The sequence below is a fragment of the Dietzia sp. PP-33 genome, assembly GCF_033790845.1.
Taxonomy (GTDB): Bacteria; Actinomycetota; Actinomycetes; order Mycobacteriales; family Mycobacteriaceae; genus Dietzia.
In genome coordinates, this window is record NZ_JAMYEI010000003.1 from 245,823 (window position 1) to 269,680 (window position 23,858).

The 23,858-nt window shown below is 71.7% G+C and carries 22 protein-coding genes and 2 pseudogenes; 15 read left to right on the forward strand and 9 right to left on the reverse strand.

Features of this window, described 5'->3' with window-relative positions; all coding sequences use genetic code 11:
• Positions 1–73: 73 nt before the first annotated feature.
• Complete coding sequence (locus tag NJE57_RS07365; protein ID WP_319027739.1) at positions 74–1,846, reverse strand: glycerol-3-phosphate dehydrogenase/oxidase; 1,773 nt, start codon at positions 1,844–1,846, stop codon at positions 74–76.
• A gap of 80 nt (positions 1,847–1,926) precedes the next feature.
• On the opposite strand from NJE57_RS07365, the gene glpK reads away from it, so the two are divergent.
• On the forward strand, positions 1,927–3,486 hold the full coding sequence (glpK, locus tag NJE57_RS07370) for a glycerol kinase GlpK (RefSeq protein ID WP_319027740.1): 1,560 nt from the start codon (positions 1,927–1,929) through the stop codon (positions 3,484–3,486).
• Here the strand turns inward: glpK and NJE57_RS07375 are convergent, their stop codons facing one another.
• The 4 genes from NJE57_RS07375 to NJE57_RS07390 form a co-directional block, all read right to left on the reverse strand.
• Positions 3,487–4,560: an ABC transporter ATP-binding protein gene (locus tag NJE57_RS07375; RefSeq protein ID WP_319027741.1), complete on the reverse strand. Its 1,074-nt coding sequence runs from the start codon at positions 4,558–4,560 to the stop codon at positions 3,487–3,489. It abuts the gene before it with no gap.
• Positions 4,557–6,116, reverse strand: a complete 1,560-nt coding sequence (locus NJE57_RS07380) for an iron ABC transporter permease (protein ID WP_319027742.1) — start codon at positions 6,114–6,116, stop codon at positions 4,557–4,559. Before NJE57_RS07380 ends, NJE57_RS07375 begins: the two co-directional genes overlap by 4 nt.
• A gap of 55 nt (positions 6,117–6,171) precedes the next feature.
• A complete protein-coding gene (locus tag NJE57_RS07385; protein WP_319027884.1) occupies positions 6,172–7,197 on the reverse strand; it encodes an iron ABC transporter substrate-binding protein in 1,026 nt (341 codons plus the stop codon).
• A 100-nt stretch (positions 7,198–7,297) separates the two neighbouring features.
• A complete protein-coding gene (locus NJE57_RS07390; protein ID WP_319027743.1) occupies positions 7,298–8,704 on the reverse strand; it encodes an NAD(P)H-quinone dehydrogenase in 1,407 nt (468 codons plus the stop codon).
• 152 nt (positions 8,705–8,856) lie between these two features.
• Here NJE57_RS07390 and NJE57_RS20005 point away from each other — a divergent pair.
• The 4 genes and pseudogenes from NJE57_RS20005 to NJE57_RS07405 form a co-directional block, all read left to right on the forward strand.
• A pseudogene (locus tag NJE57_RS20005) lies at positions 8,857–9,142 on the forward strand (gamma-glutamylcyclotransferase family protein); the annotation flags it as partial.
• A gap of 92 nt (positions 9,143–9,234) precedes the next feature.
• A pseudogene (locus NJE57_RS20010) lies at positions 9,235–9,393 on the forward strand (gamma-glutamylcyclotransferase); the annotation flags it as partial.
• A 2-nt stretch (positions 9,394–9,395) separates the two neighbouring features.
• Positions 9,396–10,229, forward strand: coding sequence for a purine-nucleoside phosphorylase (locus NJE57_RS07400; RefSeq protein ID WP_413464377.1), 834 nt, complete (start codon positions 9,396–9,398; stop codon positions 10,227–10,229).
• A gap of 23 nt (positions 10,230–10,252) precedes the next feature.
• On the forward strand, positions 10,253–11,749 hold the full coding sequence (locus tag NJE57_RS07405) for a phospho-sugar mutase (RefSeq protein WP_319027745.1): 1,497 nt from the start codon (positions 10,253–10,255) through the stop codon (positions 11,747–11,749).
• A 6-nt stretch (positions 11,750–11,755) separates the two neighbouring features.
• Here the strand turns inward: NJE57_RS07405 and upp are convergent, their stop codons facing one another.
• On the reverse strand, positions 11,756–12,379 hold the full coding sequence (gene upp, locus NJE57_RS07410; RefSeq protein WP_319027746.1) for a uracil phosphoribosyltransferase: 624 nt from the start codon (positions 12,377–12,379) through the stop codon (positions 11,756–11,758).
• Positions 12,380–12,500: 121 nt separating this feature from the next.
• On the opposite strand from upp, the gene NJE57_RS07415 reads away from it, so the two are divergent.
• Genes NJE57_RS07415 through NJE57_RS07435 form a run of 5 tightly spaced genes read left to right on the forward strand, consistent with a single transcriptional unit; the run spans position 12,501 to position 15,857 of the window.
• Positions 12,501–12,848 (forward strand): type VII secretion target, encoded by a 348-nt coding sequence (locus NJE57_RS07415; RefSeq protein WP_319027747.1) that lies wholly within the window; start codon positions 12,501–12,503, stop codon positions 12,846–12,848.
• Positions 12,845–13,972 carry a C40 family peptidase gene (locus tag NJE57_RS07420; RefSeq protein ID WP_319027748.1) on the forward strand — a complete coding sequence of 376 codons (1,128 nt, stop codon included), beginning with the start codon at positions 12,845–12,847 and terminating at the stop codon, positions 13,970–13,972. The genes NJE57_RS07415 and NJE57_RS07420 overlap by 4 nt, the downstream gene beginning before the upstream one ends.
• Positions 13,969–14,238, forward strand: a complete 270-nt coding sequence (locus tag NJE57_RS07425; protein WP_319027749.1) for a hypothetical protein — start codon at positions 13,969–13,971, stop codon at positions 14,236–14,238. Before NJE57_RS07420 ends, NJE57_RS07425 begins: the two co-directional genes overlap by 4 nt.
• The gene (locus tag NJE57_RS07430; RefSeq protein WP_319027750.1) at positions 14,235–14,612 is read left to right on the forward strand and encodes a YbaB/EbfC family nucleoid-associated protein; all 378 of its coding nucleotides are present in this window, start codon (positions 14,235–14,237) and stop codon (positions 14,610–14,612) included. Before NJE57_RS07425 ends, NJE57_RS07430 begins: the two co-directional genes overlap by 4 nt.
• A 24-nt stretch (positions 14,613–14,636) precedes the next feature.
• The gene (locus tag NJE57_RS07435; protein ID WP_319027751.1) at positions 14,637–15,857 is read left to right on the forward strand and encodes a primosomal protein; all 1,221 of its coding nucleotides are present in this window, start codon (positions 14,637–14,639) and stop codon (positions 15,855–15,857) included.
• Between the two features lie 61 nt (positions 15,858–15,918).
• Here the strand turns inward: NJE57_RS07435 and NJE57_RS07440 are convergent, their stop codons facing one another.
• On the reverse strand, positions 15,919–17,223 hold the full coding sequence (locus tag NJE57_RS07440) for a thymidine phosphorylase (protein WP_319027752.1): 1,305 nt from the start codon (positions 17,221–17,223) through the stop codon (positions 15,919–15,921).
• Positions 17,220–17,648, reverse strand: coding sequence for a cytidine deaminase (locus tag NJE57_RS07445; protein WP_413464378.1), 429 nt, complete (start codon positions 17,646–17,648; stop codon positions 17,220–17,222). The genes NJE57_RS07440 and NJE57_RS07445 overlap by 4 nt, the downstream gene beginning before the upstream one ends.
• A gap of 190 nt (positions 17,649–17,838) precedes the next feature.
• On the opposite strand from NJE57_RS07445, the gene sdhC reads away from it, so the two are divergent.
• The 5 genes from sdhC to NJE57_RS07470 all read left to right on the forward strand — a co-directional run bounded on the left by sdhC (position 17,839) and on the right by NJE57_RS07470 (position 23,103).
• On the forward strand, positions 17,839–18,246 hold the full coding sequence (sdhC, locus tag NJE57_RS07450) for a succinate dehydrogenase, cytochrome b556 subunit (RefSeq protein ID WP_319027753.1): 408 nt from the start codon (positions 17,839–17,841) through the stop codon (positions 18,244–18,246).
• Between the two features lie 14 nt (positions 18,247–18,260).
• Positions 18,261–18,692: a succinate dehydrogenase hydrophobic membrane anchor subunit gene (locus tag NJE57_RS07455; protein ID WP_319027754.1), complete on the forward strand. Its 432-nt coding sequence runs from the start codon at positions 18,261–18,263 to the stop codon at positions 18,690–18,692.
• 48 nt (positions 18,693–18,740) lie between these two features.
• Positions 18,741–20,510 carry a succinate dehydrogenase flavoprotein subunit gene (gene sdhA / locus NJE57_RS07460; protein WP_319027755.1) on the forward strand — a complete coding sequence of 590 codons (1,770 nt, stop codon included), beginning with the start codon at positions 18,741–18,743 and terminating at the stop codon, positions 20,508–20,510.
• Positions 20,510–21,295, forward strand: coding sequence for a succinate dehydrogenase iron-sulfur subunit (locus NJE57_RS07465; RefSeq protein WP_319027756.1), 786 nt, complete (start codon positions 20,510–20,512; stop codon positions 21,293–21,295). The genes sdhA and NJE57_RS07465 overlap by 1 nt, the downstream gene beginning before the upstream one ends.
• Before the next feature lie 404 nt (positions 21,296–21,699).
• A complete protein-coding gene (locus NJE57_RS07470; protein WP_319027757.1) occupies positions 21,700–23,103 on the forward strand; it encodes a D-alanyl-D-alanine carboxypeptidase family protein in 1,404 nt (467 codons plus the stop codon).
• Positions 23,104–23,140: 37 nt separating this feature from the next.
• Here NJE57_RS07470 and NJE57_RS07475 read toward each other — a convergent pair whose 3' ends face one another.
• Positions 23,141–23,740, reverse strand: coding sequence for a TetR/AcrR family transcriptional regulator (locus NJE57_RS07475; RefSeq protein WP_319027758.1), 600 nt, complete (start codon positions 23,738–23,740; stop codon positions 23,141–23,143).
• Positions 23,741–23,858 lie beyond the last annotated feature (118 nt).

Consider the following 23,858-nt stretch of genomic DNA (forward strand, 5'->3'; position numbering starts at 1 on the left):
CCACACCACAGGGCCCCGGCGACCGCATCGGTCGCCGGGGCCCTGTCGTCGCCGGGGCGGCCTCAGTCCCCTGCTAGACCGGGTGGTCGATGACCGGTTCGGCGCTCGCGGGATCGAACGCCGCCTCGACCAGGAACTCGCGGACCTCGGGCACGCCGCGCAGGAAACCGTCCGCCTCGTCGTCGGACTCCGTCACCTGGCTGGCCAGCTCGGCCGCGACGCGCTGCTCGAACATCTCGATCTCGCGCTCGACGCGATCGGTATCCCAGGCCAGCACCTCCGCCATGAGCTGGGCGACCTCGCGCGCGCACGCCACGCCGCCGTGCTGGTACTCCATGGAGATCCGGGTCCGGCGCACCAGGACGTCCTCCAGGTGCAGTGCGGCCTCCGCGAGGGCGGCGTAGACGATCTCGACACGCAGGTAGCGCTCGGCGCCACCGAGGGTCTCCAACAGATCGGGGCGGCCCGAGGCCAGGTCGAGAACGTTCTCGAGGAGTGAACCGTAACGACCGAGTAGATGCTGGGCCTGCTCCTCGCGGATCTCGTAGTGATCGGCGATCCGGTCGGCGCGGTTGACCATGGCCGGGTATCCGTCGGCGCCGAGGAGTGGGATCTGTTCCGTGGTGGAGGCGGGCACCGTCGCGACACGCTCCCCCAGTTCGTTGACCGCCGCGTCGACCGCATCCGCCGCCATGACCCGGTAGGTGGTGTACTTGCCGCCCGCCACCACCACGGCACCCGGAGCCACGGTCATCACGGCGTGTTCCCGTGAGAGCTTGGCGGTGGAATCGGCCCCGCCCGAGAGCAGCGGGCGCAGCCCCGCGTACACGCCGCGCAGGTCCTCCCGCAGGATCGGGTTCTTCAGCACCGCGTTCACGTGCCCGAGGATGTAGTCGATGTCCGCGCCGGTGGCCGCCGGGTGGGCCAGGTCGAGCTGCCAGTCGGTATCGGTGGTGCCGATGATCCAGTACTCGCCCCAGGGGATCACGAAGAGCACGGACTTCTCGGTGCGCAGGATGAGCGCGGCCTCCGAGTCGACCTTGTCCCGGTCCACCACGATGTGCACCCCCTTGGAGGCGCGGACCGTGAACCCGCCCTCCTCGCCCAACATCTCCTGGAGATGATCGGTCCACACCCCGGCCGCGTTGAGCACCACCCCTGCGCGCACATCGGCTTCCGCACCGGTCTCGGCGTCCCGGACCCGCACGCCGGTCACTCGTTCGCCCTCCCGCAGGTACCCGATCACCTGGGTGGAGTTGGCTACCACGGCGCCGTGCAGGGCGGCGGTGCGGGCGAGCGTGAGTGTGTGCCGTGCGTCGTCGACCAGCGTGTCCCAGTACCGGATCCCACCCACCACGGCGTCCTCGCGCAGACCCGGAGCCACGCGGCGTGCGCCGGCGCGGCTGTAGTGCTTCTGCGGCGGGACGCTCTTGGCCCCGCCCATCAGGTCGTAGAGGACGAATCCCGCGGCCATGTACGGGCGTTCCCAGAAGCGGCGGGTGAGCGGGAACAGGAACTTGAGCGGCTTGACCAGGTGCGGGGCGAGCCGGGTCATGCTCAGCTCCCGCTCGTGCAGGGCCTCGGCCACGAGTCCGAAGTCCAGTTGCTCCAGGTAGCGCAGCCCACCGTGGAACATCTTGGAGCTGCGCGAGGACGTCCCGGCGGCGAAGTCCCGTGCCTCGACCATCGCGACGCTCAAGCCCCTGGTGGCGGCGTCGACGGCACTGCCGGTACCCACCACACCCCCGCCCACGATCACGATGTCGAAGGACTCCTCCGACAGCCTGCGCCACGCCTCGGCCCGGTGTTCCGGACCCAGGACGGACCGGGATGTGAACCTGGGCATCGCGCTCCCTCCGGCGGCCGGGGGTCGGTCTCCGGCCGGTCGCGCCCGACTCTACGCCCGGTCGGACGTAGTCTGTCCCTGTGACGCGTACCACCTGCATTCTCGCCATCGACCAGGGGACCACGTCCTCCCGGGCCATTCTCTTCGGTGGCGACGGGCTGCCGGTCCCCGCGGCGACGGCCCAGGTCGAGCACCGACAGATCCTCCCGCGGGCCGGGTGGGTGGAGCACGACCCCCTGGAGATCTGGGAGAACGTCCGTACGGCCATGGCCCAGGTCGCCGGCCGCGTCGACCTCGAGCCGGCGACGGTGAGCGCGATCGGCATCACCAATCAGCGCGAGACCGTGGTCGTGTGGGAGCGGGAGACCGGAGAACCGGTCTACAACGCGATCGTCTGGCAGGACACCCGGACCTCCGGGATCTGCGCCCGGTTGGCGGAGGGGCACCCCGAGGGCGGCGACCGGTTCCGGGACGTCACCGGCCTGCCCCTGTCCACCTACTTCGCGGGTCCGAAGATCCGGTGGATCCTCGACCACCTCGACGCCGAGGGCCTCCGCGGCACCGAGCGGGCCGAGTCGGGCGAACTGTTGGCAGGCACGATCGACTCGTGGCTGGTGTGGAATCTGACAGGCGGCCGGCGGGGCGGGTCCGACGGCGAGCCCGCACTCCACGTCACCGATGTCACCAACGCCTCCCGGACCCTGCTCATGGATCTGCGGACCCTCCAGTGGAGTGACGAGCTCTGCCGCGAGATCGGGGTGCCGCGGGCGATGCTGCCCGCCATCGTGCCGTCGTCGGGTGTGATCGGGCACGTCACCGAGCGGCGCATGTTCGGCGGAACGCCGATCGCGGGGATCCTCGGCGATCAGCAGGCGGCCATGTTCGGTCAGACCTGCTTCGAACCCGGCGACGCCAAGAACACCTACGGCACCGGCGCGTTCCTCCTGCTCAACACCGGCACCACCCCGCAGTTCAGCGAGAACGGGCTGCTCACCACCGTCTGCTACCAGTTGGGTGACGCCGACCCCGTGTACGCCCTCGAGGGCTCCGTGGCGGTGGCCGGCTCACTGGTGCAGTGGCTACGGGACAACCTCGGGGTGATCTCGAGCGCGGACGAGACCGAGGAGCTGGCGAAATCGCTGGAGGACAACGGCGACTGCTACCTCGTCCCCGCGTTCTCCGGCCTGCTCGCCCCCCGGTGGCGCCCGGACGCGCGCGGCACACTGGTGGGCCTGACCCGGTTCCATACCCGCGCCCACCTCGCGCGTGCGGCACTCGAGGCCACCGCGTTCCAGTCCCGCGAAATGACCGATGCGATGGCGGCCGACGCCGGGGAGAGCGCCGAGTCCCTGCGAGTGGACGGCGGCATGGTCGTGAACGACTACCTGATGCAGTTCCAGGCCGACATCCTGGGCATCGACGTGGTGCGACCCGAGGTCACCGAGACCACCGCGCTGGGCGCCGCGTTCGCCGCGGGGCTGGCGGTGGGCCAGTGGGACTCCCCTGACCAGCTCCGCGACCTGTGGAGGGAGGACCGCCGGTGGACGCCGCGGATGTCGGAGGCCGAACGCACCCGCCTCTGGGGTCGATGGAACGACGCCGTGGAGCGCACCCTGGGGTGGGCCGGGACCGAGAGCTGATCAGTCCGGTGCCGGAGAGGCCTCGTGGAAGACGGCGGGGCGGAGCGGGGTCACCTCGACCCGGGACCCCACCTCGAACACCTCACCGCCCGAGACCGGGACCGCGAAGCTCTGCTCGGTGCCGTCGAACCACATCCGCACGAGTGTCGACGCGCCCATGAACTCCACGCCGGTGCACACGCCGTGTCCGTCCGACCCGACCCTGCGGACCGCCAGGCTCTCGGGCCGCCACAGGACCGTCCCGACGCCGTGCGCGGCGGCGTCGAGAGGGACCGGACCGATGACCGTGTGCGCGATCTCCCCGTCCGCGGTGGCCGGGAGCAGCACCACGTCGCCGGACAACCGGGCGACCTCGCGGCTCACCGGATGGAGGTAGAGCCGCTCGGGGGTGTCGACCTGGGCGAGACGGCCGTCGATGAGCACCGCGACACGATCCGCGGTGGCCAACGCCTCCGACCGGTCATGGGTGACGAGGACGGACGTGGCACCGGACTCGGCCAGCAACGCCGCGACCTCGGCGCGGACGCGCCCCCGGAGTGCGGCGTCGAGCGCGCTGAACGGTTCGTCGAGCAGGACGAGTCCTGATCCCGGAGCGAGCGCACGAGCGAGCGCGACCCTCTGCTGCTGTCCGCCCGAGAGCCGCGACGGACGGTCGTCGGCGCGGTCCGCCAGCCCGACCAGCTCGAGGACCTCCCGGACACGGGCCGCCCGCTCGCCGCGACCGCGCCACCGCGCCACCGGAGCGACCGGGACGAGACCGAACCCGACGTTCCTCGCGACGCTCAGGTGCGGGAAGAGCGCCCCCTGTTGTGGGACGAGTCCGACCCCCCGGTGTTGGGCGGGCAGTGTGTCCACGCGCCGGTCGTCCACCAGGATGCGGCCCGCGGTGACGGGGTGGAGACCGGCGATCATGCGCAGCACGGTCGTCTTGCCCGACCCGGAGGCCCCGAGCACGGCCAGCAACTCCCCGGACCCCACCCGCAGATCGAGGTCCCGGACGACCGTGCGGCCCCCGTATCCGCCGGTCACTCCTCGGAGTTCGAGCACCCCACCGGTGCGTTGCCTCGCGGTCATGTGGCTCCCGCCCCCGTCTTCTCCGAGCGTGCCGAGATCGCGGTCCTGGCCGGTACCCCGCGCCCGGACCCACCGGCGCCCCACCCGAACGACCTGCCGAGTACGGCCGCGGGGATCACCGCGACGGCCACGAGCATCGCGGCGTACGGCGCCGCCTGGGAGTACGCCGCCACCTCGGTGTTCGCCCACATGGCCGACGCCAGGGTGTCGGTGCCGGTCGGGCGCAGGAGGAGCGTGGCCGGCAGTTCCTTGGCCACACTGAGGAACACCAGGCATCCCCCGGCGAGGACGCCCGGCATCGCGAGCGGGGCGACGACGCGGGCGAAGGTCCGGAGACGCCCGGACCCCAGGGCGCCGGAAGCGTCCTCGAGGGCAGTGGGGATCGCGTCGACCGCCGACCGGACCACACCCACGGCGAGCGGGAGGAACAGCACGACGTACCCGAACACGAGCATCGGGACCTGCTGGTAGAGGCCGGGGACCAGACGGATCCCCACGAACACCACGGCCAGTCCGACCGTGATCCCGGGCAACGCGAACCCGATCTGGGCCACCGCCTCGGTCGTCCGGGCGACCGGGCCGGTCGACCGGGCCGCGAGGATGCCGATGGGCAGCGCCAACACGATCGTCACGAGCGCTGCGACGCCGGAAACCCCCGCGGTGGCGGCCGCAGCGGCGAACACCGGGGCCCACGCCACGTCGACCTCCGCGGCGGCCCGTACCCAGCGGACCAACCCGACGAGCGGGGCGAGCACGCCACCGGCCAGGACGAGGCCGACCACCGCCAAGGCGAGCGGCCGCAGTCGCCCGAGCGGGAGACGGTCGGGAAGGGAGTCCACTCCCGCGCCGACCCTGGCCACCTCTCCCCGGCGCGCTCGCCGCTCGCCCGCCATCACCACGAGCGCCACCACGATCAGCACGCAGGCCAGGACCGCGGCGGGAACCCTGTCGAACGAGGCGCGGTAGCTGTGGTAGATGCCGACCGTGAACGCGTCGTACCGGAGCAAGGCCACGGCGCCGAAGTCGGAGAGGGTGTACAGCGCCACGAGGAGCGCCCCGGCGGCGACGGCGGGCCGGATCTGACGCAGCGTCACCCCGAACACCGCCCTGACCGATCCGCGTCCCAGGGTCCGGGCCACCTCCTCGAGGCCCGGGTCCACGGTTCGCAGCGCCGCGGCGGCGGGGAGGAAGACGTACGGGTAGCAGGAGATCGTCAGCACGATGGCCGATCCCGGCAGTCCCGTGACCTGGGGGAAATCGGCGACCCACAGATACCCGAGGACGTAGGAGGGCATGGCGAGCGGAACGCAGAGCAGCGCGCCGACCACCGGGGCCCCGGGCAGATCCGTCCGCACGGTCAGCCACGCGAGAGCGACACCCACCACCACGCTCGCCGCCGTGACCAGGACGACCAGCACCACGGTGTTGACCAACAGTTCGGCCGACCGGCCGGACAGGACCACCTCGAGCGCGTACGCGAGTCCTCGCTCGCCCGCCCGGATGACCAGGTAGACCAACGGGATAAGGGCTGCGGAGCACGCGAGAATTGCGGCCACCCCGAGGACGGGGCGGCCGCCACGCAGCCGGGAACGGACGCCTATGACGGTTCCGTCAGATCATGCCCACGCGAGTGAGCATCTGTTGGGTCTCCTCGAGTCCGTCGAGGTCCCCCAGGTCGATGTCCGGGCCTCCGAGCGTCTCGAAGGGGGGCAGCCCGACGGCGTCCGAGGTGATGCCGGGCACCACCGGGTACTCACTGTCCTCCTCGAGGAAGAAGAGCTGGGCCTGCTCACTGAGGAGTTCCTCCACCACGCGCCGAGCGTCCTCGGGTCGGTCCGTGGAGGCCAACACGCCGACACCGGCCACGTTGACCAGCGCTCCGGGATCGCCCTTCTCCAGGTAGTGGACGCGCGCCCGCATGTTCTCCGCACCCTTCTCCTGGGCGGTGTTGTACCAATAGTAGTGATTGGTGAGACCGAGCTCCACGTCACCGTTGTCGGTGGCGTCGAGGAGCGCCAGGTTGTTGTCGTAGGTTTTCGGCTCGTTCGCCAGGAAGTCTCGGAGCCACTGCTCAGCGGCCTCGTCCCCCCGGTCGACCCGCAATCCGGTGACGAACGACTGGAAGGAGGCGTTGGTCGGGGCGTAGCCGAGCCTGCCCCGCCATTCGGGGTCGGTGAGTGCGTCGATGGTGTCGGGGACCTCGGACTCCTCGAGCTTCTCGGAGTCGTAGACCAGCACGCGGGCGCGCAGACTCGTCGCGACCCAGGTCCCGTCGGTCGCGCGGTACTCGGCGGGGACAGCCTCGACCGTCGCGTCGTCGAGTGGGGCGAGGAGGCCCTCCTTGGACAGGGCGCCGAGCGCCCCGGCGTCCTGGGAGAAGAAGACGTCGGCCGGGCTGGCCTGGCCCTCCTCGGCGATCTGCGCAGCCATCTCGGGGGTGCTGGAGTAGCGCACCTCGAGGTCCAGGCCGGTGGACTCCTCGATCTGCGCGAACAGTGGGCCGACGAGATTCTCGCTGCGTCCCGAATAGACCACCAGTGCGTCAGAGTCGCCGGCACTGTCGTCCGTGGTGCAGGCCGCAAGCCCCACCACGAGCGAACCGGCTGCGGCGATCGCGGTAAGACGGCGTCGCATCATCACGGTTTCTCCTCACGGTCCCGGTGCCACGGCACGGACACCGTGCGTGAGCTTAGCCTAATCTAAGGCCCGGTTTCACACCGGTGGGTCGCGCGCGGTATCAGTCGAGGTCGTCGTGCCGCATGAGCTGACGGGCGGCCTCGGTGATCGACCCGGTCATCGAGGGGTACACGGAGAACGACCCTGCGAGGTCGCCCACGGTGAGCTGGTTACGCACGGCCACCGACACCGGCAGGATGAGCTCGGAGGCGGTGGGCGCCACGATCACCCCACCGATCACCACTCCCGAGGCGGGGCGGCAGAACAGCTTGACGAACCCTCGGCGCAGGCTGCGCATCTTGGCGCGCGGATTGCCGGCGAGCGGGAACACCTCGACGCGGGCGGGGACCTCCCCGCTCTCGATCTGAGCGTGGGAGATGCCGACGGTGGCGATCTCGGGTCGGGTGAACACCGCCGAGGCCACGGTGCGGAGCTTGATGGGGCTGACCCCCTCACCCAGCGCGTGGTACATGGCGATCCGGCCCTGCATCGCCGCGACGGAGGCGAGCGGGAACAGGTCGGTGCAGTCCCCGGCGGCGTAGATGCCCGCGGCGGTGGTCCGCGAGACGCGGTCCACCTTGATGTGGCCGCTGCGCTGGACCTCGATGCCCGCACTCTCCAGCCCGAGGTCGCCGGTGTTGGGGATCGAGCCCACGCACATCAGGGCGTGCGAACCCGTGACCGTACGACCGTCGCCCAGGCGGACGATGATGCCGTCCTCGTGGTGCTCGACCGCGTCCGCCCGGGCGTGCTTGACCAGCGCGACGCCCCGCTCGCTGAGCGCTTCCTCCAGCACCAGGGCCGCGTCGGCGTCCTCGTGCGGGAGCACGCGGTCCCGGCTGGAGACCATCGTGACCTTCACACCCATCTCGGTGAAGGCGGAGACGAACTCGGCACCGGTCACACCGGACCCCACGACCACCAGGTGGGAGGGGAGCTCGGTGAGGTCGTAGAGCTGGCGCCAGGTCAGGATCCGCTCGCCGTCCGGCTCCGCGCCGGAGAGGATGCGCGGGTTGGACCCGGTGGCGACCAGCACCACGTCCGCGTCGAGGATCTTCTCCTGCCCGCTGTCCAGGGAGACGTGCACGCGGTGCGAGGCCATGCCCGGCTGGGAGTCGTGCAGGCGTGCGGTCCCCGACAACAGGCGCACGCCCTCGCGTTGGAGCTGCGACCGGATGTCGGCGGACTGGGCGCGGGCCAGCGACTTGACCCGGCCGTTGACCTGGCCGAGTCGGTACGCGGTGGGGTCGAAGTGCATCTCGACACCCATCTCCTCCGCGCGACGCATGTCGGTGCGCACTCCCGTCGTGGCGATGAACGTCTTGGACGGTACGCAGTCGGTCAGCACACAGTTGCCGCCGATCCCCTCGGCGTCCACGACCGTGACGTCCGCACCGTACTGCGCGGCCACCAGCGCGGCCTCGTAACCGGCGGGTCCGCCGCCGATGATGATGATGCGCTGGGTCACAGGTGGTCCTCCACGGGTCACGGGGTCGGGGCCGGGCGCCGCGATCCACTGTGGTGCACCGCGCCGCGTCCGCCGTACACGGTAGTCGAACCGGCGGTGCCCGGCCGGAGGACGCCGGGGCCACACCCGGCGGAGGGACTACTCTGTTCGTCGTGCCTCTCTACGCCGCGTACGGGACCAACATGCATCCCGAGCAGATGACCACCCGCGCGCCGCACTCCCCGTTCGCCGGAACCGGCTGGCTGGAGGGCTGGCGCCTGACCTTCGCGGGCGAAGACCCCACCTGGGAGGGCGCCGTGGCCACCGTGGTCGAGGACCCCGATTCGAGGGTGTTCGTGGTGCTCTACGACGTGCCGGACGAGGACGCCCGCGCCCTCGACCGCTGGGAGGGCACCGATTCGATCCCGGCCCGCAAGATCCGGGTGCGCGTGCAGCGGCGCCCCACGGTACCCCCGGGGCCCCCGGTCGGCGCCCAGGAGTCCGAGTTCGCCGTCACCACCTCCCCGCCCGAGGGGGGCGAGGACACGGAACTGGTCTGGCTGTACGTCATGGACGCCTTCGAGGGCGGCCTGCCGTCGGCGCGCTACCTCGGCCTGCTGGCCGACGCCGCCGAGTGTGCGGGCGCCCCGGACCCGTACGTCCGCCAACTGCGCACCCGTGAGTCCCGCAACGTGGGCCCGGGCGCCTGACCGTGGCCCCACTGCTCTCCCCCACTCCCGGAGCCCGCGCGGCCGCCGAACAGATCGCGCGCCTGAGCGGCCGCGCCCACCACCAGGTGGCCCTGGTCCTGGGATCGGGCTGGTCCGAGGTCGTGGCCGGGCTCGCCGACCCAGGTACCGCGGTGACGTTCTCCGCAGCGGACCTCCCCGGCTTCGCCGTCCCCACCGCCACCGGCCACCGCGGGACCGTCACCAGCTGTCTTGTCGACGGCGTGCCGCTGCTGTCGGTGGCCGGCCGCACCCATCTCTACGAGGGCCTGGGCACCGAGCCGGTGGTGCACCCCGCCCACGTCGCGGCCGCCGCCGGGGCCCACGTGCTGGTGCTCACCAACGCCGCCGGCGGGTTGCGGTCCGACCTCGCCGTCGGCGACCTGGTCCTGATCTCCGACCACCTCAACCTGACGGGTCGGTCCCCGCTGACCGGCCCCGCCTTCGTCGACCTCGTGGACGCCTACTCGCCGCACCTGCGCGGCATCGCCACCGACGCGCTGGAGTCCGTCTCCGGTTCCCGGCCCGCCGAGGCCGTCTACGCGGCCATGCCCGGCCCGCAGTACGAGACCCCCGCCGAGATCCGCATGCTGCGCACACTCGGTGCGGACCTGGTGGGGATGTCGACGGTCCCGGAGACCGTCGCCGCCCGGGGTCTCGGGCTCCAGGTGGTCGCGGCCTCTCTCGTGACCAACCTCGCCGCCGGCGTGACCGGGCAGCCGCTGGACCACGCCGAGGTCCTGGCCGCGGGGGCCGCCGGGTCCCGTCGCCTCACCGGGGCGCTGCGCGCACTGGTGCCCGCCGTGGCACGGGCCTGAGCGACGGGCCGGGAGCGGATGCCGTGACCCTAAGCTTCGGTACTGCCGGGGTCCGCGCACCGCTCGGCCCGGGGCCCGATCAGATGAACGCCGGGACCGTCGCCCTGGTGGCCACGGCCGTGGCCCGCCACCTGCGCGAGCGCGAGCCCGCCGGATCGACCGTCGTGGTGGGCGGCGACGCCCGGCACGGGTCCGCCCGGTTCGTGGAGGTCGCGGCTGCGGTGCTGGCGGCGCACGACCTCGTCGTCGTCGTCCCCTCCGGCCCCGTCCCCACCCCGGTCGTCGCGGCGGCGGTCCGGGCGCGCGGCGCGGTGGCCGGCCTCATGGTGACCGCCTCCCACAACCCCGCCACCGACAACGGCATCAAGGTCTACGGACGAGGGGGCGCACAGATCGTGCCCCCGACGGACACCCACATCGAGCGGCACCTGCGCTCCGCCGCGCGGGAGGGCGTCGCCGCCGGAACGGCCGGGGCCACGGGGGTGCGGGTGGACCCCACACTCGTCGACGACTACGTGGACTCCGTCGTGTCCGGCCTGCCCACGCCCGCCGTGCCCCCGCGCGTCGCCCTGACCCCGGTCCACGGCGTGGGGGGCGAGATCTGTCGACGGGTGCTGGCGGGCATCGGGATCGACGACGTCCACATGGTGCCCGGGCAGGCGGACCCCGACCCGGATTTCCCCTCCGTCGCCTCACCGAACCCGGAACGGCCCGCCACCACCCGGAGACTCCTGGAGCTGGCCGCGGAGATCGACGCCGACGTGGCGATCGCGCTGGACCCGGACGCGGACCGGTGCGCCGTGGGCCACCGCGACCCGCGCGGACGATGGCGGATGCTCGACGGCGACGACACGGGCGCGGTGCTGGCCGATCACCTGCTGCGCACGCCGCTGCCCGGTTCCACCGGCGGTCCCGACGCTCCCGTGGTGGCCTCGACGATCGTGTCGTCCAGGCTGCCGTCGCTGCTGGTCCCGGCCCGCGGCGGGCGGCACGTGGAGACGCTCACGGGATTCAAGTGGCTGGTCCGGGCCGGGCAGCCGCTGCGCTACGCCTACGAGGAGGCGATCGGGCACTGCGTACTGCCGGAGGTGGTGGCGGACAAGGACGGGATCTCCGCGGCCGGCGCGTGGTGCGCGACGATCGGATCCGGCGGTGCGCCCGTGGAGGCGAGGCTCGACGCGCTCGCCCGGGAGTTCGGTGCGCACCTGCGGCGCAACGTCCCGCTGTCGCTCGTGGCCGGCTCCGACCCCGCCGCGGCGCTGGGACGGGCGGCCGACCTGCTCGCCTCGACGGGAGAAGTGACCCCGTTGGAGGGGACGGCCGGGTTCCGTGTGACGGTCCCGGGCGCGCGTGCGGTGATCCGGCCGTCCGGTACCGAACCCCTGCTCAAGACGTACGTGGAGGCGTGGACGCCTGCGCGGCCGTCGGGGACCGACCGCACGGACGCCGCCCACCGACTGGACGGGCTGTCCCGGGCCGTCGCGGGGGCGACCGTCCCCACCGGGGACGACCGCGGGTGAGAGCGGTCAGCGGGGGCCGAAGAGGCGGTCCCCGGCGTCACCGAGCCCGGGGACGATGAAGGCGTCGTCGTCGAGCCTGTCGTCGATCGTCGCGGTGACGAGCGCGGCGGCCAGTCCCGACGCCCGCACCGCCTCGATCCCCTCCGGTGCGCACAGGACGCAGACCACGGTGACCCCGGTCGCTCCGCGCTCGGCCAGCGTCTCGAGCGTCGACACCAGCGAGCCGCCCGTGGCGAGCATGGGGTCCAACACCACCACGTGTCGACCGGACAGGTCGTCGGGCAGCGAGCAGAGGTAGGAGACCGGTTGGTGGGTCTCCTCGTCTCGCGCCAGGCCCACGAACCCGACCTGCGCTCCCGGGAGCAGTCGGGTGGCCGGATCCAGCAGCCCCAGACCCGCTCGGAGGACCGGCACCACGAGCGGGACGCCGTCCACCGCGACTCCCGTCGTCTCGGCCACGGGGGTGGTCACGGGCACCCCGGTGGTCGGGATGGAGCGGAAGGCCTCGTAGCAGAGCATGGTGCCGAGCGCGTCCATCGCGGCCCGGAAACCGGCGGTGTCGGTGGCGGAGTCCCGCAGCGTGCGGAGCCGGTCTCCGACCAGCGGGTGGTCCACGACGTTGATGTCCATGCCGACAGGATCCCACAGCGGACATTTCCCGGATCCGGTGGAACCGTGGTGCGTCCCCGACGCGTCGAACCCTGTGACGGGATAAGAGGCGACGGGGGGCGAGGCGATGGTGGGCGAGGCGATGGTGGACGGATCGATCGACGTCGACGTGGACGGGATGCGGGAGCTGGGTGCGGGACTGACGACGCTGGCCGACGCCCTGGGCGGTGCGCTCGGGGCGGTGGACTCACTCGACCTCGGCACGGTGGCGTCCGCCGTCGGACCGGTGGGGGCCGACTTCATGTCCGCGCTGCTCTCGGCCACCGAACGGCACCGGGGGGTGCTCGCCGGGGTGGCGCGGGTCACCGATGCGGCGGGGCAGCTCGTCCTCGAGACGGGCCGCGTCTACGCCGGGACCGACGCCGAGGGGGCCGCCGCGATCAGCGCAGCCGGTACCGGCGTGACCGGGACGCCGGGGTTGGACGGATGATCGCCGACGCGCTGGCCTATGCGGGGCCGATCCGGCAGATCCTCGACCTGCTGTCCGCCGAGGAGATCGTCCCCGAACCGGCCCGGGACATCATGCGCCCGGTCAGCGACGGGTTGGAGGTGGCCCAGCGGCTGGGGCCCCCGCTCGAGCGACTGCTCTCCGAGTCCTGGGACTCCCTGGCATCGCTGGGCGCCGCCCACTCGGTGGCGGAGATCGGGCGGACGGTGGGGGCACTCGGCGAGTCGGCGGTCGAGATCGCGCGCGTCACCGCGGTGGCTGCCGACATCGTGGTCCGGGGCACGATCGAGGTGATCGGCATCGTGCAGCAGTTCATCGCCCGCGCCGCGGCCCTGGGACCCGCTCTGATGACCCCGCCGGGGCAGGCCGCGCTACTCGGTCTGGCCGCCGAACACCTGGCCCGCGGGATCCAGGTGGCCGAACGCGTCCAGCTCGAACTCACGGGCCCCACGGCCGAGCTCCGAGCCATCGCGGCGGGCATCCCGGACGCCCCACGGATGCCCGGGACCATCACGGACTCGGGGACCGGCGGCGCGATCACCGCCTCGACCGTCGCCCACACCGGTTCCGGGTCGGGTTCGGCGACCCCGGCGGGGGTCGTGGCCCCGGACGCGTCCGGGGCGTCCGGCGGCGCCGCGAGCAGCACGGACGTGGGCGTCGCGGAGTCGGCGGGAGTGGCCTCCGGGGACGGATCGGGGGTCGTCGGCGGCGGCGTCGAGGTGGTGCTGCCCGACGGGTCGGTGGCCAGCGCCCCCAACGAGCAGGCCGCCGGCGCCGTGCGCAACGCGCTCAGTCAGCAGGGCGTCCCCTATGTGTGGGGCGGCACCACGCCCGACCAGGGGTTGGACTGCAGCGGCCTGACCCAGTGGGCCTATCGGGACGCCGGGGTGGAGATCCCGCGGTTGGCACAGGAGCAGGACGTGGGCGTGCAGGTGTCGCAGTCGGACCTCATGCCGGGGGATCTGGCGGTCTGGGACGGCCACGTGGCGATGTACATCGGCAACGGCCAGCTCGTCGAGGCCGGGGACCCCGTAGCGGTATCGGGCCTGCGCACGGACAATATCGGCATGTCCTTCCACGGGTTCTACCGCCCGACAGGCGGATGACGTCCGAGACCTGCCGCCACACCGACCCGATGACGGGAGTCGTCGCCGAGGTCGGTACCGACGGCGTGCCTGTGGGCCTGGCCCTGCCGGCCGAACTCCTCGACCGCACCCCCGCCGACGTCGCGCGGGTGGTCCTGCGCGCCCTGACCGCAGCTGCGGGCGAGGCCCGTGAGCTCCTCGACCGGTGGGCCGAGCAGGAGTGGGACGGGCAGGAATGGGACGACCCGCTGCTGGACGACCCCACCCGCGACGGCGGGACGAGGTGAGCGCCGGGGTGGACGTCGAGGCGTTCCTGGACCGACTGCGTGGGATCGCGTCCGAGTGGGAGTCGGCCCACGACCAGCTGGAGACCCTCCGGGTGGTGGCCTCGAGCCCGGATCAGCTCGCCACCGCCACCGCCGACTCCGGCGGTACGGTGATCGACCTCGTGCTGGCCCCCGGACTGCGCAGGCACGGCTGCGAGGTGGTGGCGTCCGCCATCCTCGACGCCACCTCCAGCGCGGTCGAGCAGGCCAACGCCCGCCGCGCCGAGCTGGTCTCGGGGTCGGTCTCCCTGGCGATGAGCGGCCGCAGGCAGGCCGCCGAGGGTGCGGTGCACGACTTCGTGGAGGCCCCGGCGGCGGGCCGTGGCAGAGGCTGACCGGCCGTGGATATGCTGACCCGCATGGCCAAGGACATAGTCCCGATCGAGCTCGGTCTCCCTGAGGGAGACGTCACTACCCTCTGGGCACCCAGTTGGCGGGAGGACAACGACGACTGGGAGGCGTTCCTGGGTCTGGACGAGGACCTCTACGCGTTCGACTCGACGGCCGGACTCCTGGCCCTGGTCCGGAGCGGCGCCCCGCACGACCTCCAGGATCACCCGTCCTGGACCGAGTTCGCCCGCTCCGACGTCCTGGAGTTCCGCGCCGTGGACGACAACTGCTACGACCTCGTGGGCGTGCTCGAGCTCCTCGGCGACAACCCCACGGAGGCGTCGGTCGACGAGATCGATCAGTCCTTCGCCATCGCGCGGTCGATCGGCGAGGTGTGCGAGTTGGACACCGTCACCAAGTTCTTCAACGGCAACCCGATCCTCGCCGCCGTCACCCGCGGGATGGACGAGTTCTACGGGCGGGACGGCCTGAAGCTATGGAAGTCCATCCGCAAGACCGTCGCGAAGGGCTGGGACGAGGTGCTCGACGCGATCCAGGGAGTCATGACCACGCCTGAGATCGCGGACGCCGAGATCGAGCGCGCCCGCACGGATCTGGAGGCCGCCGAGGCCGCGCTCCCGGAGCCCGAACCCGAGGTCGAGGCCGCTGCCACCGGATACCCGGAGGGGTCACTCTGGGAGACCGTCGGCATCGACCCCATCAGGATCGTCTTTCCCGATCAGGAGTTCCTGAGCCTGCGTTGCTACCTGGGCGACCGGCCGGTGTTCCTGGGTGACGGCGACCAGGTGTACGTGTTCACCAGCGCCCGCGGGATGTCCCGGTACCTGGCGGACAACGACGACGAGACGCTCAGCCGTGTGGCGACCTACGAACGCGTCAAGATCGCCGCGACCGACGGCAGCCTCGACGTCCACGTCACCGACGACAACGCCTACGTGTTCGCGGGCATCGACCGCGATATCGAGGTCGGCCCCGGGATGGTCGACTCCGAGCAGCTGGGACTGGCGGTGGAGCTGGTCACGGACCTCGCGAACTACGTGGGTGACTCGGACCTCGAGGCGGCAGTGACCGGCCGCGGTTCCTCACTGCGTCGATTCCTGCACTACGTCCTCAACCCGGGCGATGCCAAGCTCCTCGAGCCGAGCGCGCCGTTCGACGACGAGGCCGGCGAGTGGCGCGACCTGGTCGACGACGTCGAACGCCTGCTGATCACCCCCGACCTCGAGTGAGGCAGCGGGGCCCGGCCCTCCGACCGTCGGCCTGCTGAGGGGCGGGGGCCCGCGGGGGCCCTCACCAGCCGCGTAGTCGCCCCAACACGGTCCCGGCCGGTCCCCGAGACGTGCCCGGCCCCCCGGTCCCCACCGCGCCCTCGAGCTCGGAGAGCGCTGCGGGCAGGCGCTCCGGGTCCCCCGCGTGGACTGTCGCGACGACCTCGCCCTCCCGGACCACGTCGCCCTCGACGCGGTGCAGCAGCACCCCGGCGGTGGGATCGACCGCCTCGCCCGGCCGGGTACGTCCGGCGCCCGCCAACCACGACGCGCGGCCCACGCCCAGCGCGTCCAGGGTCACCTCCCCCGCCGCCCGGGCCCGCACCTCCCGGGTGTGCCGTGCCACCGGCAGCGGGGCGTCGGGATCGCCTCCCTGTGCGGTGATCATCGCGCGATAGGAGTCCATCGCACGCCCGTCTGTCAGGCGGTCGCGGGGGTCGCCGTCGATCCCCACGGCGTCCAGGGCCTCCCGCGCCAGGGAGCAGGTGAGCGCGATCATGTCGGGCGGCCCGCCACCGGCGAGGATCTCGACGCACTCGGCCACCTCCAGGGAGTTGCCCACCGCCCGGCCCAGCGGGGTGTGGTTGGCGGTCACCAGTGCGCTGGTCCGGACCCCGGCCGCCGTACCGATCGCCACCATCACCCGGGCCAGCTCCTCGGCGTCGGCGCGACCCGGCAGGAAGGCCCCGGACCCGCATTTGACGTCCAGGACCAGCGCGCCGGTGCCCTCTGCGATCTTCTTGCTCATGATCGAGGCCGCCAGCATGGGGATGGAGGGGACGGTCCCGGTGACGTCCCGCAGCGCGTAGAGGGCCCTGTCGGCGGGCGCGAGGTCGGCACCGGCCGCGCAGATCACGGCGCCGGTCTGCTCGAGGATCCGGCGCCGGTCGGCGGCGTCGAGATCGGCGCGCCAGCCGTGGATCGCCTCGAGCTTGTCGAGGGTGCCGCCGGTGTGGCCGAGTCCGCGCCCGGAGAGCTGGGGCACGGCCAGGTCCCAGGTGGCCAACAGCGGGGTCAGCACCAGCGTCACGGAATCACCCACCCCACCGGTGGAGTGCTTGTCCACGGTGGGCACGGGCCGGCCGGACCGGGTCAGGTCGGACAGATCGAGCCGCGTACCGGAGGCCACCATCGCGGCCGTCCAGCGGGCGATCTCCCGGTCGGTCATGCCCCGGAAGTAGATCGCCATCGCCAACGCCGACATCTGCTCGGGCGACACCCGACCGCGGGTGTAGCCGTCGACGATCCAGTCGATCTCGTCGTCGTCGAGCTCGTTCCCGTCCCGCTTGGACTCGATGATCCGGACGGCGTCGACCGAGCGGCTCATCCCAGGTCCCCCGGACCGAAGGCGTCCGGCAGCAGCTCGTCGAGGCGCACGACACCGCGGGCGGTGTGGACCACCAGACCCGGCCCGCCGTGCTCGTGGAGCAGTTGCCGGCACCGCCCGCACGGAGCCAGGGGGTCACCGGTGTCGGTGACGACGACGAGCTCGAGCAGCCGCCCGCCGCCCGTGCGGTGCAGGTCGGACACGAGGGAGCACTCCGCGCAGAGGGTGAGCCCATAGGAGGCGTTCTCGACGTTGCACCCGGTCACGATCCGCGACCCGCCACCACCGGGATCCGACGCCGTCGCGGCGGCCCCCACCCCCAGTCCCGAGTACGGCCGATAGGCGTTGCGGGCGACGGTCAGCGCCGCCGCGTGGAGTTCGTCGTCCACCACGTCGCGTTGTGCTGCGGATTCACCCGGCGACACCCTGACTTACCCCCCGGTAACATTGTTTAGGGTCGCCTAACAGGCATTACCCGCTCGAACCACCGTACCCACCCTGCTTCTCATCAGTGTGATCTCAGGTCTAAAGTCCTAGTAGGCGCCCGCTGTGCTCTCGGGCAGGAACGCGCGCCGATGGCACCACGCCCAGACGATTCGGAGGCACCACAAGCCCATGAGTACTGCGCAGGCGCCGGCGCGTCCGGCCCCCAAAAAGAAGATCAGCGTCTACAAGGGTGACCCGGGGATGTGGTCGTGGGTCGCGCACCGCATCTCCGGCGTAGCGATCTTCTTCTTCCTCTTCGTGCACGTGCTCGACACCGCGCTCGTCACGGTGAGCCCGGAGTCCTACAACGCGGTCATCGACACGTACAAGACCCCGATCGTCGGGCTCATGGAGATCGGCCTCGTCGCGTTGGTGCTCTTCCACGCGCTCAACGGGCTGCGCATCGTCGCCGTGGACTTCTGGTCCAAGGGCGCGAGGTACCAGCGTCAGATGCTCTGGGCGGTCCTGGCGATCTGGGTCGTGGTCTTCGCCGCGGCCACCGCCCGCCTCCTCTTCCTTCTCTTCCAGCACCTCTAAGGAGAACGATCACCATGGCAGACGCACCTGTTCTCCAGACGTCGTACGATCGCCCCGCCTCGCTCGCCCAGCCGCGCTCCCCGCGCCTGCGCTCCCGCGGCAACTTCGAGCGCTCCGCGTGGATCTTCATGCGCGCCTCGGGCGTCGCGCTGGTCATCCTCACGATCGGCCACCTCACCGTCGGCCTCATGATCGACGAGGGTGTCCACCGCATCGACTGGGCCTACGTCGCGGACCGCTGGCAGAGCCCGTTCTGGGCCACGTGGGACCTGTTGATGCTCTGGCTCGCCCAACTCCACGGCGCCAACGGCGTCCGTACCGTCATCGCGGACTACTCGCGCAAGGACTCGACCCGGTTCTGGCTCAACGCGATCCTCGTCGCCGCGACCGTCCTGGTCCTGGTCCTGGGCACCTACGCCATCTTCGGCCTCGCCTACGACGTCTGATAGACGCCTGCGGACCACCACACTTCGAAAGCGAGCACTGAGAATCCAATGACCGATCGTCAGGTCCACCAGCACCAGTACGACGTCGTGATCGTCGGCGCCGGCGGCGCAGGCATGCGCGCGGCCATCGAGGCGGGCCCGCGAACCCGCACCGCTGTCCTCACCAAGCTCTACCCCACCCGCTCCCACACCGGCGCCGCCCAGGGCGGCATGTGCGCCGCCCTCGCGAACGTCGAGGAGGACAACTGGGAGTGGCACACGTTCGACACGGTCAAGGGCGGCGACTACCTCGTCGACCAGGACGCCGCGGAGATCATGGCCAAGGAGGCCATCACCGCGGTCATCGACCTGGAGAACATGGGCCTGCCGTTCAACCGCACCCCCGAGGGCAAGATCGACCAACGTCGATTCGGCGGCCACACCCGCGACCACGGCAAGGCGCCCGTGCGTCGGGCCTGCTACGCCGCCGACCGCACGGGTCACATGATCCTGCAGACGCTGTACCAGAACTGCATCAAGCACGACGTCGAGTTCTTCAACGAGTTCTACGTCCTCGACCTGTGCCTGTCGGAGACCCCGGAGGGCCCCGTTTCCACCGGTTGCGTCGCCTACGAGCTCGCCTCCGGTGACCTGCACGTCTTCCATTCCAAGGCCACGGTCTTCGCGACCGGTGGCTCGGGCCGGATGTACAAGACCACCTCCAACGCCCACACCCTCACCGGTGACGGCATGGCCGTGGTCTTCCGCAAGGGCCTGCCGCTGGAGGACATGGAATTCCACCAGTTCCACCCGACGGGCCTCGCCGGCCTGGGCATCCTCATCTCCGAGGCGGTCCGTGGCGAGGGCGGCATCCTGCGCAACGCCGACGGCGAGCGCTTCATGGAGCGCTACGCCCCCACCATCAAGGACCTCGCGCCGCGTGACATCGTCGCCCGCTCGATGGTCCTCGAGGTCCGCGAGGGCCGCGGCGCCGGCCCCGAGAAGGACTACGTCTACATCGACGTGACCCACCTCGGCGCGGACGTGCTCGAGGAGAAGCTGCCCGACATCACCGAGTTCTCGCGGACCTACCTGGGTGTCGACCCGGTGACCGAGCTCGTGCCGGTGTTCCCGACCTGTCACTACGTCATGGGCGGCATCCCCACCAACATCCGGGGCGAGGTGCTGCGCACCAACGACGACGTGGTCCCCGGCCTCTACGCGGCCGGTGAGTGCGCCTGCGTCTCGGTGCACGGATCCAACCGCCTGGGCACCAACTCGCTGCTCGACATCAACGTCTTCGGGCGCCGCGCCGGTATCGCCGCCGCGGAGTACGCTGCGGGCCATGACTTCGTCGAGCTCCCCGAAGAGCCGGAGAAGATGGTGCGCGACTGGATGGAGCGCATGCTGGCCCCCCACGGCCAGGAGAACGCCGCAGACATCCGCAGCGAGATGCAGGCCATGATGGACGACAAGGCGTCGGTGTTCCGCACCGAGCAGTCGCTCACCGAGGCCCGCGAGGAGCTCCGCGCCCTCAAGAAGCGCTACGCCGACGTCACCGTGAGCGACAAGGGCAAGCGCTTCAACACCGAACTCCTGGAGGCCGTCGAGCTGGGCTTCCTCCTGGAGCTGGCGGAGGTCACCGTCGTGGGTGCCCTCAACCGCAAGGAGTCCCGCGGAGGCCACTCCCGCGAGGACTTCCCGGACCGCGACGACGCCACCTACATGAAGCACACGATGGCGTACAAGGAGGACGGCCTCGACCTCCTCGCCGAGATCCGGCTGGACTGGAAGCCGGTTGTGCAGACCCGCTACGAGCCGATGGAGCGTAAGTACTGATGACCACCGCAGTCGACACCGCCAAAGCCACCGATGGCAAGGACCCCAAGCGTCCCGTGCCGCCCGGCTCGACCATGGTCACGCTCAAGATCGCCCGGTTCAACCCGGAGGATCCGGACTCGGCGGGCTGGAAGGAGTACGAGGTCCCGTCCCTGCCGACGGACCGCCTGCTCAACCTGCTGATGTACGTCAAGAACTACATCGACGGGTCGCTGGCGTTCCGGCGGTCGTGCGCGCACGGCATCTGCGGCTCCGACGCCATGCTGATCAACGGCGTCAACCGCCTGGCGTGCAAGGTCCTCATGAAGGACCTGCTCCCCAAGGACGGCAAGCCCATCACCATCACCATCGCCCCGATCCGTGGGCTCCCGGTGGAGAAGGACCTGTACGTCGACATGGAGCCGTTCTTCAAGTCGTTCCGTGACGTCATGCCGTACCTCATCACGTCCGGAAACCATCCGTCGGCCGAGCGCATCCAGTCCCCCACGGACCGGGCCCGCTTCGACGACACCACCAAGTGCATCCTCTGTGCGTGCTGTACCAGCTCGTGCCCGGTCTTCTGGGCCGACGGGTCGTACTTCGGGCCGGCGGCGATCGTCAACGCGCACCGCTTCATCTTCGACTCGCGTGACGAGGGCGCCGCCGAGCGCCTGGAGATCCTCAACGACGCCGAGGGCGTGTGGCGCTGCCGCACCACCTTCAACTGCACCGACGCGTGCCCCCGCGGCATCCAGGTGACCCAGGCGATCCAGGAGGTCAAGCGCGCTCTGCTGTTCGCGCGCTGACCCACCGGCGTCTCGCCTCGAGCGGGGCCGCACCTCTCCACTGCCGGGGGGGGGTGCGGCCCCGCCGGCGTTTCTGTGACGTGTCGGCCGGGCGCGCACCTCGCCGGCATCCGCTCCCGCGCCTGCCCACACGGCACCAGCCGCTCCTGCCCACCCGGCGCCAGCCGCCTCCTCCCCGCCCGGCGCCAGCCCACCCGGCGCTGCGCCAGCCGCTCCTGGCGATGCACTCCCGCGTGTACCAAAGTGACGGCGGGAGTTCAGGCACGAGCGCGGCTGTGGTGGAGGCGTCCATCCGCTCGCGCGCCTGCCGGTCGGAAATCCGGAGCGCGCTGGGGCACTCACCCCGGGCCCGCCCGGGCGGGTCCGGGCGGGGACAGCCGGGCCCGGACGTAGACTCGGGACCCGTGACCCGCACACGCCGAGGCCCGGCACACAGAGTGATCGGCCTAGTCGCGGCCGCGATCGTGGGAGCGGCGCCGCTGATCTGCACAGGCCCCGCTACGGCCGTCGAGCCCGCACCCGGACCCGCGCTCACCGAGGCGCCGCCGGCCGCCGTCCTGCCGTCGACGACCTCGCCCGAGTACTTCGACACCCCGCGGGACATCACGGGGTGCCCGTACCGCACCACCCCGCCCGCGCCCGTCGACGAGTCCGAGGTCCCGCTACCCGGCCAGACCTCGCCCACCCCTCCCCCGGTGCCCGGGTTCATCGCGGGCGGCGAAGCGCTGGACAGCTGCGGTCTCGTCGCGCCGGACGGGTTCCAGATGCCCCGCGACGTCACCGCCAGCGCCTGGATAATCTCGGACCTGGACACGGGCGACGTGGTGGCCACCCGCGATCCGCACGGCCGCTACCGGCCCGCGAGTCTGATCAAGACACTGCTCGCCTCGGTCACGCTGGACCGCCTGGAGCCGGACCGCGTCATCGAGGTCACCGACGCGGATCTCGAAGGCGCGGAGGGCAGCCTGGTGGGTGTGGGCGCAGGTGGGGCCTACTCGGTCGACGAGTTGGTCCGCGGCCTCCTCATGTCCTCGGGCAACGACGCCGCCGTCGTCCTCGCGCACCGGATGGGAGGGCTCGAGGCCACGGTGGAGGCGATGAACAGCCACGCCGCCGACATCGGGGCGGTGAGCACCCACGCCGCCACCGTGAACGGCCTGGACGGGCCCGGGATGATGTCGTCGGCTCATGACATGTCGCTGATCTTCCGCGACGCCATGAGCCGCCCCGATTTCGCCCGCATCGTGGGCACGCGGCTGTCCGGGTTCCCCGGATATCCCGCGGGCGAGGGTGCGGGCGCCCCGGATCCCGAATCGGCGCCCGCCCACACCGGCCCGACCGTCCGCCCGGACGGAACCCTGGTCAACCCCGGGTTCGTCCTGTCCAACGACAATCAGCTGCTCCACGGCTATCCGGGCGCGATCGGCGGCAAGACCGGATTCACCGACGACGCCCGGCACACCTTCATCGGTGCGGCCGAGCGGGACGGTCGGCGCCTGGCGGTGGTGCTGCTCGACGGCACGCGTGTCCCCAGCCCACCCTGGCAGCAGGCGGGGATGCTCCTCGACGCCGGGTTCGCCACCGACGCCTCCGTGGGGCTGCTGGGGTCGGGATCGCCGACCGGGGCGGACGAGGAGACCGAGAAGCTGGCCTCCGGTCCCCTGGGTGTGGTCGGGGAGGTCGGCCGGCGCGACCCGGTCGGATCGGGCGGTTCGGTGATCTCACGGTACGGCCCGTGGTTGGCCGTGGGCGCCGCCGGACTAGTCGTGGTGGTCGGTGCGGTGCTGACCGTGCGGTCGCGCCGCTGAGCGACCCATGACGGACCCCGGCGGCGCGGCACACGTGTCAGGAGACCGTGCCGGCCCCGGCGAGGATCACCCTCAGGCGGCCGGTGCAGTTCTCGATCGCCGCACGGGCGTCGTAGCCCACCGCCACCTCCACGAGGAGCCGTAGGAGGACGACGACGACGAGGTCGGCCGCGACGTCGACAGCGGCACTGTCCGCTCCGGAGAGCGTGTCGAGCCGGCCCAGGGCGATCCCCAGCCTGCGGCGTGCGGTGTCGACGGCCGCCGAGAGCACCCGGTGATCGGCGTGGGCGGTGTCCACGAGACCACGGGCGAGCACCGACCAGGTCTGCGGGTCCCGGACGGCTGCGTCAGCGGCCCGCACGGGCCACGCGACGGCGGGGTCCGATGCCGGGTCGGTGACCAGGTCGTCGACGAGTGCACCGAGCGTCTCGGCCGCACCCGCGGCGAGTTCGGAGGCCAGGGCGCCCACCGACTCGAAGTGCCGGTAGAACGCGGTGGGGACGATGCCCGCCTCGCGAGCGAGTTCTCGTACCGCGAGCCCGGAGAAGCCCCGGGTGGCCACGGCGTTCCGGCCCGCGGCAACGATGAGTGCACGAGTGTTCCGCTTCTGCTCGGCCCGGGTTCCTGGTGTCGCCACGCCCGCGATGCTATCGCTCGAGGAGCGTTTCCGCATGTGGGGGACCCCGGCTGGGGTTGTGACCCAGCATACAAAGACAGGCCCTTCTCATTTCAGAGAACGTATGTACACTCAAACT